This window comes from Catenuloplanes sp. NPDC051500, assembly GCF_044454585.1.
Taxonomy (GTDB): domain Bacteria; phylum Actinomycetota; class Actinomycetes; order Mycobacteriales; family Micromonosporaceae; genus Catenuloplanes.
Genome location: NZ_JBITDX010000006.1, coordinates 195,198 through 207,237 on the forward strand (window position 1 = coordinate 195,198; position 12,040 = coordinate 207,237).

General features: G+C 72.1%; 10 protein-coding genes. 6 read left to right on the forward strand and 4 right to left on the reverse strand.

What is annotated here, in order from left to right; translation table 11 throughout:
- The first annotated feature begins 4 nt into the window (after nucleotides 1-4).
- From ACIA8K_RS14755 to ACIA8K_RS14770, 4 genes are all read left to right on the forward strand, one after another.
- Nucleotides 5-1,324 carry a dihydrolipoamide acetyltransferase family protein gene (locus ACIA8K_RS14755; protein WP_396058850.1) on the forward strand — a complete coding sequence of 440 codons (1,320 nt, stop codon included), beginning with the start codon at nucleotides 5-7 and terminating at the stop codon, nucleotides 1,322-1,324.
- Nucleotides 1,325-1,552: 228 nt separating this feature from the next.
- On the forward strand, nucleotides 1,553-1,690 hold the full coding sequence (locus ACIA8K_RS14760; protein WP_396058852.1) for a hypothetical protein: 138 nt from the start codon (nucleotides 1,553-1,555) through the stop codon (nucleotides 1,688-1,690).
- 364 nt (nucleotides 1,691-2,054) lie between these two features.
- Nucleotides 2,055-5,243, forward strand: a complete 3,189-nt coding sequence (locus ACIA8K_RS14765) for a hypothetical protein (protein ID WP_396058854.1) — start codon at nucleotides 2,055-2,057, stop codon at nucleotides 5,241-5,243.
- Between the two features lie 23 nt (nucleotides 5,244-5,266).
- Nucleotides 5,267-7,096 (forward strand): NHL domain-containing thioredoxin family protein, encoded by a 1,830-nt coding sequence (locus ACIA8K_RS14770; protein ID WP_396058856.1) that lies wholly within the window; start codon nucleotides 5,267-5,269, stop codon nucleotides 7,094-7,096.
- A 362-nt stretch (nucleotides 7,097-7,458) separates the two neighbouring features.
- Here ACIA8K_RS14770 and ACIA8K_RS14775 read toward each other — a convergent pair whose 3' ends face one another.
- Both ACIA8K_RS14775 and ACIA8K_RS14780 read right to left on the reverse strand, forming a co-directional pair.
- The gene (locus ACIA8K_RS14775) at nucleotides 7,459-7,707 is read right to left on the reverse strand and encodes a type II toxin-antitoxin system Phd/YefM family antitoxin (RefSeq protein WP_396058858.1); all 249 of its coding nucleotides are present in this window, start codon (nucleotides 7,705-7,707) and stop codon (nucleotides 7,459-7,461) included.
- A 1,422-nt stretch (nucleotides 7,708-9,129) separates the two neighbouring features.
- Entirely contained in the window at nucleotides 9,130-9,879 is a 750-nt protein-coding gene (locus tag ACIA8K_RS14780) for a LamB/YcsF family protein (protein WP_396058860.1), read from the reverse strand.
- A gap of 94 nt (nucleotides 9,880-9,973) precedes the next feature.
- Between ACIA8K_RS14780 and ACIA8K_RS14785 the strand changes: the two genes are divergently transcribed.
- On the forward strand, nucleotides 9,974-10,651 hold the full coding sequence (locus ACIA8K_RS14785) for a hemolysin III family protein (RefSeq protein WP_396058862.1): 678 nt from the start codon (nucleotides 9,974-9,976) through the stop codon (nucleotides 10,649-10,651).
- Nucleotides 10,652-10,764: 113 nt separating this feature from the next.
- Here the strand turns inward: ACIA8K_RS14785 and ACIA8K_RS14790 are convergent, their stop codons facing one another.
- On the reverse strand, nucleotides 10,765-11,067 hold the full coding sequence (locus ACIA8K_RS14790) for a DUF6458 family protein (RefSeq protein WP_396058864.1): 303 nt from the start codon (nucleotides 11,065-11,067) through the stop codon (nucleotides 10,765-10,767).
- Between the two features lie 107 nt (nucleotides 11,068-11,174).
- On the opposite strand from ACIA8K_RS14790, the gene ACIA8K_RS14795 reads away from it, so the two are divergent.
- Nucleotides 11,175-11,687, forward strand: a complete 513-nt coding sequence (locus tag ACIA8K_RS14795) for a SixA phosphatase family protein (protein WP_396058866.1) — start codon at nucleotides 11,175-11,177, stop codon at nucleotides 11,685-11,687.
- Nucleotides 11,688-11,693: 6 nt separating this feature from the next.
- On the opposite strand, the gene ACIA8K_RS14800 is transcribed toward ACIA8K_RS14795, so the two are convergent.
- Nucleotides 11,694-11,978: a DUF6458 family protein gene (locus ACIA8K_RS14800; protein WP_396058868.1), complete on the reverse strand. Its 285-nt coding sequence runs from the start codon at nucleotides 11,976-11,978 to the stop codon at nucleotides 11,694-11,696.
- Nucleotides 11,979-12,040: the final 62 nt, after the last annotated feature.

Sequence of the window (12,040 nt, forward strand, 5' to 3'; positions counted from 1 at the left end):
CGCGATGTCCCGGATCAAGCAGTTCGAGATGCCGGACCTCGGCGAGGGCCTCACCGAGGGCGAGATCCTCAAGTGGCTGGTCACGGTCGGCGACGACATCGAGCTGAACCAGCCGATCGTCGAGGTGGAGACCGCGAAGGCGGCTGTGGAGATCCCGGCGAAGTGGGCCGGCCGGGTCGCCACGCTCTTCTGCGACGAGGGCACCGTCGTCGCGGTCGGCACGCCGATCATCGCGATCGACACCGACCCGGGCGCGGGCGATCTGCCGGACCCGCCGGCCGAGGGTGGCGGTCAGGGTGCCGCCGCCGGGCGTACCCCCGTGCTTGTGGGTTATGGCCCTCGCACCACCGCGGCCAAGCGGCGTCCCCGGCGGGTCACCACCCCACCGCCTGCGGAGACAACCCCGGAGCCGGCCCCCGTCGCGGTAGCGGTAGTGGTTCCCGCCGCCTCCGTGCACGCCCCGGTGCTCGCCAAGCCGCCGGTCCGCAAGCTCGCCCGCGACCTCGGCGTGGACCTGCACGGCCTGGCCGGGACCGGCCCGCTGGGCTCGATCACCCGGGCGGACGTGCAGGGCGCGGTCGAGGCCGCCACGGTCCCGGCCCGGCCCGATGTCCAATTTGGCGAATCCCGCGAACAGCGCGTTCCAGTCAAGGGTGTGCGGAAGCTCATCGCGGAGAACATGGTCGCCTCCGCGTTCAGCGCCCCGCACGTCACCGAGTTCCTGACCGTGGATGTGACCCGCGGCATGCGGGCGCTTGACCGGCTCCGCGAACAGCGCGAGTGGCGCGAGGTCCGCGTCTCCCCGCTGCTGCTTGTGGCAAAGGCGTCGTTGCTCGCGCTGGCCCGGCACCCGATGATCAACTCGTCGTGGGACGGCGACGCGATCGTCGTGAAGGACTACGTCAACCTCGGCATCGCGGCCGCCACCGACCGCGGGCTGATCGTCCCGAACATCAAGGACGCGGCCCGGCTGCCGTTGCGTGAGCTGGCCGACGAGCTGAACGAGCTGGTCAGGACCGCGCGTGCGGGCCGGGCCACGCCGTCCGACATGGCCGGTGGCACGTTCACCATCACGAACGTCGGCATCTACGGGATCGACGCCGGCACGCCGATCCTGCCGCCCGGCGAGTCCGCGATCCTGGCGTTCGGCGCGGTGCGGGAGACGCCGTGGGCGCACAAGGGCAAGGTGAAGGTCCGGCAGGTCACCACGCTCAGCCTGTCGTTCGACCACCGGATCATCGACGGCGAACTGGGCTCGAAGTTCCTGGCCGACATCGGCCGTTTCCTCACGGATCCGGAGGCCGCGCTGCTCGCCTGGAGCTGATTCCCGCCGCTGCACTGGATCTTCGCTGCTCAGAGTTCATCAACCGTGCCCCCGCCGGACATCCGGCGGGGGCACGGTTTTTCTTCTGGCCATCTCATCTCCAACCGACGATCCGTAGGCAAGTGGTCGCCATCACCTTAAAATCGTTGGCAAACAACCTCGCCGCGTGCTTGAATTGCATTACCAGATCGGGCGCCACCGATCGGAACACCAGGAGTGATGAAAGTCATGAGCATGATCAGCCGGATCCAGGCCAAGCGTGAGACCGCTCGTCGGAACCGCGCGATCGAGCGCGCCCTGCGCTCCGCCAACACCCCCGCGCTGCGCGATGAGATCCTCACCATCGCCCAGCGTCACTTCGGGTAAGGCTCCACACTCACTGCGTTGACCCGCGCGGCCGATTGACGGCCCGGGCGACACGGAACCCCTCGGCCCGCCGGGTGGACGCGCCTGAAATATCGGCGCGAACCACCCTGGCGGGCCGTCGCGTATCCGGGTCCGTATTTCCGACCTGCTATGGCGCCCGGTACGGTTGGGCACGGTCGCCACACCATGGCCACCCATGCGTCCATCTCACCGGCACCTACCGGCGGGAGGCATCGGGACCGGGGTCGCGACCCGCCCGGCGAAGCTGCGATCCACGTGGCCGACGATCGGGTCGGACGGCCCCAGTGGTCCTCCGAAAGCCCTGGCCAGGCGACCCGGCCGACACGCGATGGAGGAGGCGCAGATGACGTCCGAGGGCCTGCACAAGGCCGGCGACGAGCCGGCTGAGGCGGCGCCGGGCACCGACGGCACACCGCCGTCGGAGGGCGCCGAGAGCTTCAACCCCTACCGTTCCGGCGGCAACGTGCCGCCGCAGCAGCCCGCGGCCGGCGCCGCGCAGGTGCCCGGCATGCCCCAGCGCGGAATCGCTTCCGCCGGGGTCCCCCGCTGGCCCGCCGCGCCGAACACGCAGCCGGAAACGGCGCCGGAGAGCGGCGCCAACGAGTGGCCGAGCCAGACCTCGTGGTCACCCAACGTGACCCCCGAGTCGCCGGTCGCGCCCGCGCCGCAGAACTGGGGACCGTCCCCCGAGACCTCCGCGCCCGCGCAGTCGCGCTGGGCGCCGGCCGCACCGGACCCGTCGGCCGAGCAGCCGCGCACGTTCGGCGGCGGCTCCTCCACCGGCTTCGGCGGGCGTGCCACAGTCTCCGGCGCGGCCTCGGTACCGCCACCCGCTCCGGCCACGCCGCCGTCGACGTTCGGGGCCGAGCCGGCACCGTACAACCCCTACGGCCAGCCCGAGACGAACGACCAGGGCGAGGCGTACGCGGAGGCCACGCAGCACTGGAAGGCCAGCTCGTCCTACCCGGGTGCGTCGTACCCGGGCGCGGAGTCGGCCCCGCCGCAGCAGCCGTCGTGGGGCGCCGCCGCACCCGCGCCCGCCCAGCAGCAGCCCTCCTGGGGTGCCGAGCAGCCGGCGTACGAGCGCAGCGGCCTGCCGCCGGAGGCGTGGGCTCCGGCCACACCCTCTTCCCCGGCCACACCGTCCTCCCCGGCCGCGCCCTCCGCCGTCGCTCCGCCGTCGCCGGTGCCGAGCACTGACGCGCCGGCCTCCGGTTTTCCGGCCGAGTCGCCCGGGTCGCCGTCCGCGTCCGGACGTCACCAGCTGCCGCAGCGCGCGCCGGGCCAGTTCGAGCCGCCGTCCGAGACCACCTACAGCGGCTTCGACCTGTCCAACCGGCGCGGTGGGCCCGATGCACAGTCGGACGAGGCCGCGGGCGGTTTCGGTGCGGGCGCGTTCACGCGTGGCGCCAACGCGGGGCACTCCGGCGACGAGACGGCGCCCGCGGAGGCGCCGCCCGAGCCGTGGAACCCGCCGGTCCGGGTACCGGGCGCGAGCTTCGCGTCCATCCCGCCGCCGGACAACCCGGAGGCGTCACGCACCTCCATGCCGACGTCCTTCGGCGGCTCGTTCAACGGCTTCGGCGCGGGCGGCGGCAACGCGCCCGTCTCCGGCGGCAACCCGGCCGGCGAGTTCGGACAGAACCCGGCTTCCTCGGGCAGCTTCGGGCAGAGCCCGTCGTCGGCCGGTGGCTTCGGGCAGAGCCCGTCGTCGAGTGGGTTCGGGCAGGCGCCGGGTGCGAACGAGGGCTTCGGCCAGGCTCCGGCCGGTCGCGGCACGTTCGGCGGTGACCAGGGCGCGGAGAACGGTGGCTACCGGGAGACCCCGCCCGCCGAGTCCGCGGGCTTCGGTACCTACGGCCAGGCTTCCGCACCGGCTCAGGGCGGCTCGTTCCCGCCCGAGGAGAGCCAGGCGGCCGAGTCCGGCCGTTACGCAGCACAGCCCGGCGGCGGGTTCGGCGCGGACTCCGGCTTCGGGCCCGAGTCCGGGTACGCCGCGCCGTACGGCTCCGAGCAGCAGAGCGACCCGGCCCAGGTGCCGCAGCCGCGCACGCCCACCGACTTCCCGCCCGCGGCCAACTCGCCGTACGCGCCGCCCGCAACCGGATCGGCCGGGGTCGCCCGTGCCGCCGTCGTGCCGCCGTCCGCGTCCGCCGCCGTGTCGCCCGTCTCCACGCCGCCGGCCGGGGACCCGTCCGCCGACGCGCCGCCCACCGGCCGCGCGGTCGCGGGCAGCGCCTCCGTGCCGGGCCTCAGCAAGATCACTCCGCCGTCCGACCAGCCGCTCCCGCCGCCGGCCGGCAAGGGCCAGGCCCGCGTCTACGGCAAGGCCGCGGCGCCGGAACCGGACGAGTCAGCACCTGTCTCGGGCGTACCGGTAAGCGGCATGCCGGTCTCCGGAACCCCGGTGTCCAGCTCTCCCGTGTCCGGCTCCCCCGTCTCCGGGTCGCCGGTCTCCGGTGGCTCGCCCGGCTGGGGTGGCGGCGGCTTCGACGCCCCGCCCGCGACCGGCCCCTCGTTCGCGCCGCCGCAGCAGGAGCACGGGCCGGTCAACGGCTTCGCGCACGGGCCGCAGCAGCGCGAGGAGCCGCCGGCCGAGGCTCAGCCGCCGCACTTCGCTGTCGGTGGCGGGCTGCCGTACCCGGGACAGGTCGTCGACGGGCGCTCGATCGACCCGCGCGGCTCGTCCGCACCCGACGACTTCGGGCCGCCGCCGCAGCAGGACTACGGGCAGCAGCATCAGGGCTTCCAGCCCGAGTTCGGCCAGCCGGGGCGGCAGGAATACGGCCAGCCCGGCTACGGCCAGCAGGAATACGGCCAGCCGAGTCGGCCGGAGTTCGGCCAGCAGGACCTCGGGCAGCCCCAGACATACGGTCAGCCGCCGCAGCAGGACTACGGCCAGCAGCAGGAGTTCGGTCAGCAGCAGGAGTTCGGCCAGCAGCAGGACCCGTTCGGCCCCGGGCCGGGCGCGGGCAACCCCCCGTCGTTCGGCAACAACACGGCCGTGTTCAGCAGCACCCCCGGCAGCACCCCCGGCGAATTCGGCCAGGACGCGCCCGGCTTCGCCCCGCAGCCCGGCGGCTTCGACCAGCAGCAGCCCGGCGGTGGTTTCAGCGACACCGACCAGGACGCGTTCGACAAGTTCAAGGCCACGGAGCCGGAACCGGCGAAGGACCCGCTGCCCGCGCCGAAGAAGGGTGGCAACGGCGGCGTCCTGATCGCGGTCGTCATCGTGGCCGCGCTGCTCGTCGCCGTACCCCTGCTGATCGTGTGGTTGATCGCGTCCTCCAAGGAGTCGACAAACTCGCTCGACGTGCCGGTCGGCGGCTGCGTCCGCAAGGACGGGAACGTGGCGGTCGCGGCGGAGTGCACGCAGTCCGACGCGTACACGGTCGTCTCCCGCGCTGCCACCAAGGAGCAGTGCACCGACCTGAGCCAGCCGTTCATCGAGATCCGGACCGGCGGCGAGGTGCTCTGCCTGGCCCCGGCCGTCTCCGGCGGCGCCGCCGAGTCCGCGCCCGTCACCGGCTGAAACACCGCACAGAAGAAGGAACGATGAGCAACACACCGCAGGGCCGGGTCCGCGCACCCGAGCTCCGGGGGCGCGGCTGGCTGAACACCGGCGGCGCCGACCTGACGCTGGCCGGGCTCCGCGGGAAGATCGTCGTCCTGGACTTCTGGACGTTCTGCTGCATCAACTGCCTGCACGTGCTCGACGAGCTCCGGCCGCTCGAGGAGAAATACGGCGACGTGCTGGTGATCATCGGCGTGCACTCGCCGAAGTTCGAGCACGAGCGCGACGCGGACGCGCTGGCCGCGGCCGTGGAGCGCTACGGCGTACCCCATCCGGTCCTTGATGATCCTGATCTGCTGATGTGGCAGCAGTACGCGGCGAAGGCCTGGCCCACGCTCGCGGTCGTCGACCCGGAGGGCTACCTGGTCGCGTCGATGGCCGGTGAGGGCCACGCGGAGGGCCTGGCCCGGCTGGTCGACGAGCTGATCGCCACGCACGACGCGAAGGGCACGCTGCGGCGCGGCGACAGCCCGTACGTGCCGCCCGCCGAGTCCGAGACCGCGCTGCGCTTCCCCGGCAAGGCGGTGCCGCTCCCGGGCGGAAACCTGCTGGTCTCCGACTCGGCGCGGCACTCACTGGCCGAGATCACGCTCGACGGCGACGTGGTCCGGCGGATCGGCACCGGCGCCCGCGGCCGCTCCGACGAGTCCCCGTCCTTCTCCGAACCGCAGGGCCTCTGCCTGCTCCCGCCGCACACCGCGGACATCGCCGGCTACGACGTGGTGGTCGCCGACACGGTCAACCACCTGCTCCGGGGCGTGCGGCTGTCGGACGGCACGGTCACCACGATCGCGGGCTCCGGCAAGCAGTGGCGGTCCGCGCCGGACGGGCACGCCCACGACGCGCTCGCCGTCGACCTCTCCTCGCCCTGGGACGTGGCCTGGTACGACGACAAGATCATCATCGCGATGGCCGGCATCCACCAGCTCTGGTGGTTCGACCCGATCAAGCGCACCATCGGCGTCTACGCCGGCACCACTGTCGAGGCGCTGCGCGACGGCCCGATCCCCGACGTGTGGATGGCCCAGCCGTCCGGCCTCTCCCCCTCCACTGACGGCAGCCGCCTGTGGATCGCCGACAGCGAGACGTCCGCGCTCCGCTGGATCGCGGACGGCGAACTGCACACCGCCGTCGGCCAGGGACTCTTCGACTTCGGCCACATGGACGGACCCGCCGCACAGGCGCTGCTCCAGCACCCGCTCGGCGTCTGCGCGCTACCGGACGGCTCCGTCCTGATCGCGGACACCTACAACGGCGCGGTCCGCCGCTACTCGCCCGACTCCGACGAGGTCACCACCGTCGACCGCGGCCTCGCCGAACCAAGCGACGTGATCCTCACCGACGACGGCGCCGTACTCGTCGTCGAGTCCGCCGCCCACCGCCTGACCCGCCTCGCACCCGGCGCGCTCGAAGCCGCAGGCGTCTCCACCGACGGCACCCGCCACCGCACCGAACGGCCCGCGACCCCGCTCTCCCCCGGCGAGGCCACGCTCGACATCATCTTCACGCCCGCGCCCGGCCAGAAGCTCGACGAGACCTTCGGCCCCTCCACCCGCCTGGTGATCAGCGCCTCCCCGCCCGAGCTGCTCCTCGACGGCGCCGGCACCACCACCACGCTGTCCCGCACGCTGCGCCTGAACCCTGACGTACCCGCCGGCGTCCTCCAGGTCGTAGCCCAGGCCGCCACCTGCGACATCGACGTCGAACACGCCGCCTGCCACCTCACCCGCCAGGACTGGGGCGTCCCCATCACCATCACCCCCGGCGCCCCCACCCGCCTCCCGCTCATCCTCCGCGGGCTCGACGCCTAGGGCGTGTTTGACGGATCCCGGCGAGCCGAGGCGAGGTCCAGGTGTTGTCCGGGTGTGCGCCATGGGCGCCCGGATACCGGTGTTGTATCCAGGTGTTCGCGGCGTGCGGCCGGGCGGCGCCTGGACCACGCCGCAGGCCGTCGCGATCCGTCAAACACGCCCTAGGGCCTTCCACCCCAGATCCAGTTCGTCTTCCCGCTCCCGCGGAGGTCCGGCCCGCACGCTCCCGCGGGCAAACCTCGCGCCGGGCTCCGCTGGCGCTCCGCACGTCGCTCGGAGCCGGTCCCGCCGCGGCAAGACCCCGCCGTCGCGCGAAGCCGGTTCCGCGCGTCCCATCCCCCGTCGCCGTCGCGCGCCCCGGATCAGCCCCGCGCGGCACTGTCCGTGCGTGCCTGATCGATCGACACGTCCGGCTCGTCGCCGTTCGCGGACTCCTTGATGCCCGCCCGGCCCGGCGTGACGGTCAGGGTCTCGAGATCGCTGACGGCGATGAGCACCGCGGCCGGCCGGCCGTTGCGGGTGATGATGATGCGCTCGTGAGTCTGCTCGACCGAGGTCACCAGCGTGGAGAGCCGATCGCGGACCTCTGCCAGCGGAAGCATCGCGTTCATGTACAGCACTCTGGCGCACTCAACCGCGGCCCGCTCCCGCTTTGGCGTCAGAGTGCTCATTCCGCAGCGCCGTACCGCACCCGCCAGCCCGCACGCCGACCGAGACGGCACGCCGAGCAACCTCGGTGTCGACGCGGGTCCCTCCCCTCACCACGGCGGGACCGGCTCCCTGCTCCGACGTTCATCAAGGGTCTTTCTGGTGGATCCGACCCGGGCGAATGCCACGGCTAGGGCGAAATGTCGGGTCCGGAGCGCCTGAAGTACCGGCCGCGCGCCCTACGTGCCCGAAGGGCGAGAGCCAGCCGTCCACCTGGCGGGATTGAAGATCCTTGCGCGCAGCTGGCAAACGCCCACAGCGACCAGCGATATCGAAAAAATAGGGCACGACGGCACCTGCGCACCGGCCTCAGGTCGACCTCGGCGGAAGTGCCGAAATCATCCGTTCCTCCGCGGCACCCTGGCGTCGGTGCCGGCCCTTGCGACCACCCAGCGATACTCGCGCTGATCACCCGCCGGCGACGCGAAGCCGGCCGCGCACTGACCATCAACTGGTGACGTGACACGGCCTCGCCCTGATCATCAGCCGGCGACGCAACACCGGACGCGCTAATCATCCGCTGATGACGCGAAAGCAACCGGTGACGTGACATGGCCGTTCACTGGCCACCAACCGACGACGCAACACCGGCAGCGCGCTGACAAACGCCCGCGATGCAACACCGGCCGCGCGCTGACAAACGCCCGCGACACAACACCGGACGCGCACTAACAACCGCCCCCGACGTAACACCGGCAGCGCGCTGACAAACGCCGATGACGCGACACCGGTCGCGCACTCGCCCGACCCTGCCCCAGACGAACGTGGCCGCCCCCGACCTGAGCCCCAGGGTGCTCCCGGCCTTCGACGCCGGCTCGTGCGGTCATCCGGCCGCAGCCGGGCCGCTGACCGGCGCAGACGCGACTCTCGCGCAGCCCACCACGGGCCGCCACGACCAAACCGACCACACCACCGCGGACCTCCGTCCTCCGCCGCCAGCCCTTGCCCTCGCTCGACCGCAGCCGCACCGCCCACCACCTCTGACGCGGCACCGGGCGGGAACGCGACAGCCGTCCGCGAGCGCGCCGGATGTGCGGCGGCAACCATCCGCAGGCGCGCCGGATGCGTGGCGGCCACAGCGGCAGCGCCCACCACCTCTGACAGGGCACCAGCGGGAACAGCGACAGCCGCCCTCAGGCCCGTCGGGTGTACGGCGGCGGTCGCCGTGCTCTTTCCCGGCCCGCGCTGAACCGGCTCCGAGCGACGAGCGGAGCGCCAGCGGAGCCCGGCGTGAGGTTTGCCCGCGGGAGCATGCGGGCTGGAGCAGCGCGGGAGCGGGAAGATGAATTGGATCTTGGGTTCAGATCTTGTCTGAGGATGACGGGTCAGGTGAAGGAGGCCAGGGAGAGGCCGGCGTCGAGGAGGGAGGCGCGGACGCGGCGGGCGAGGTCGACGGCGCCGGCGGTGTCGCCGTGGAGGCAGATGGACTCGACCTGGCAGGGGATGACGGTGCCGTCGACGGTGGTGACGGTGTGGGCGGTGGCCATCTGGACGACGCGGTCGGCGACGGCGGCGGAGTTGTGGATGACCGCGTCCGGGTCGGTACGGGGGACCAGGCGGCCGTCGGGGAGGTAGGCGCGGTCGGCGAAGCCCTCGCCGACGACGCGGAGACCGGCGTGGGCGGCCAGCAGGGCGAGCGTGGAGCCGGGCTGGCAGAGCACGGGGAGCCCGGCGTCATAGTCGGTTATCGCGTCGACGACGGCGCCGGCCTGCACCTCGTCGACGGCGGCGGTGTTGTAGAGCGCGCCGTGCGGCTTGACGTAGCGGACCCGGTCGCCTGCCACGCGGGCGAAGCCGTCGAGCGCGGCGATCTGGTAGATGATCTCGTCGCGCAGGTCCTCGCGGCGATACTCGATGCGGCGTCGGCCGAAGCCGGCCAGGTCCCGGTAGCCGACCTGGGCGCCGATCGCCACGCCCCGGTCGGCCGCGGCGGCGCAGACCGAGCGCATGATGGACGGGTCGCCGCCGTGGAAGCCGCACGCGATGTTCGCGGAGGTCACCAGGTCCAGCAGGGCTTCGTCGTCGCCGAGTTTCCAGACGCCGAAGCCCTCACCGAGGTCAGCATTGAGGTCCATGGCTCCGCACGGTAGTCGCCTCCGCACTACACTCCAAACGCGGTGAGACGCTTCACTACTGCAAGGTAACTTACGGTGCCGTAACCTGGATGACGTGACGTCCGAAGCCCCCGCTCGCCTCACGCCGCTGGACCTCGGCAAGCCTCGCCTGCGCGGATGGTTGCACGCCTACGCGTTCTTCGTCGCACTGGTCTGCGGCATCGTCCTCTGCTCCCTCGCGCTGGCCAGGCCGGGCTGGACCCCGGTGATCAGCTGTGCGATCTACAGCCTCACCGTCTGTGGTCTGTTCGGCACCAGCGCCCTCTACCATCGGCGGGTCTGGAGTCCTCGCGGCTACCAGATCATGCGCCGGATGGACCACTCGATGATCTTCGTGTTCATCGCCGGCACGTACACGCCGTTCTGCACGCTGCTGCTGCCGTCTCCGAAGTCGGAGATCCTGCTGGGCGTGGTCTGGGCCGGCGCGATACTCGGCGTGGCGCTGAAGCTCGTCTGGCCGCATCTGCCCCGCTGGGCCGGCGCGCCGCTCTACATCGCGCTCGGCTGGGTCGCGGTCGCGGTCCTGCCGGACATCCTGCACCACGGTGGTGTCACCGCACTTGTGCTGCTCATCGTGGGCGGCGTGATGTACAGCGCCGGCGCGTTGTTCTACGCATTGCGCCGGCCGAACCCGTGGCCCACGGTCTTCGGGCACCACGAGTTCTTCCACGCCTGCACGCTCGTTGCCGCCATCTGCCACCACATCGCGATCTATTTCGCTCTGTTCGCCTGAAAAGAAGGAGGACTCCGCAGCATCTGCTGCGGAGTCCTCCTTCTCGCTGTGAGGCTGTGAGGCTGTGAGGCGCGGACGGCGCCGAGCCCGGAAGAGCGAGGCGACGACCGGAATTACAACTGCTCGCGGCGGACGCGGTACTGCTCCTCGACGACAGGTGCGGCGACGGGGGGAGCGACGTGCGCGGCCGGCGGCGCGGTAGCCGGGTGCGGCGGCGCCACCATCTGACCCTCGACGGGCGCGACCGGACGGCGGCGGCTCTGCCAGAACCAGATGGTCGTGACGAGCCCCACCAGGCCGGCGAGCATGAGCACCCAGCCGACTACGTGGATGTCGATCCACCCCAGGTCGAACTCGACCGCGAACGCAAAGATCGCCCCGAGCGCGATGAGGAAGATGCTTCCTCCGAAACCCATGCCTGGCCCTCCTTGGCTGACGGCCGACCGGGGTGGCCGACGTATTGCCGAGCTTGAGTGATGGCTTACCCACCCCCGGCGTTCACCAATCAGGCAAGCTGTATCGCGTGACGTCACGAAATCTGGTTCTGCTCCGCCACGCCAAAGCCGACCGCCCGGACGGCGTCGGCGACCTCGAACGCCCGCTCACCGAGCGGGGACATGCGGATGCGGCCGCCGCCGGAGCCTGGCTCGCCCACCACAACCACCGGCCGGAGCTGGTGCTCTGCTCGCCCGCGCGGCGCACCCGGCAGACCTGGCACGGTGTGGCGGTGGCGATGGCGGAGGCGGCCGCCGAGGCGGGCGCGCCCGTCGTCCGCTACGAGCAGGGGCTCTACGCCGAGGGACACCACGCGCTGCTCGCGCTGGTCAAGACCGTACCGGCGGAGACGGGTACGGTGCTGCTTGTCGGCCACAACCCGGACGTCTCGCTGCTGTCGGCGATGCTTGACCCGGACGGCGCCGCCGACTCGGACGGCATGCGCACCAGCGGGCTGGCCGTGCACCGTTTCGACGGCGACTGGTCGGCGCTCGCCGCGGGCGGCGCACCGCTTGCCGACTCGCACACGGCGCGCGGCTGAACGGTCTCAGCCCGGTGGCGCCGGCGGGTGCCGGATCTCCATCTCGGAGTCCGCGCCGAGTGGTGCGGCCGGATGGGCGTATCTGGTCTCGTCGACCACGTCCATCGGCACGCCCGGGGCGCGACTCCGTCGGTTGTTCCAGTACCAGATGGTGATCAGCAGTGCGGACGCGCCGGCAAGCATCAGGACCCAGCCGACCACTGTGAGGTCCAGCCATCCCGGCTCCGCGTGAACCGCGAAGGCCAGAATGGCGCCGATCGCAATGAGGAAAATTCCTCCGCCGATGCCCATGTGCACTCCCCCGTGCCGGAGATCTCAGGCTATATCGGCACATGAGGGCTCGCAGTGACCTG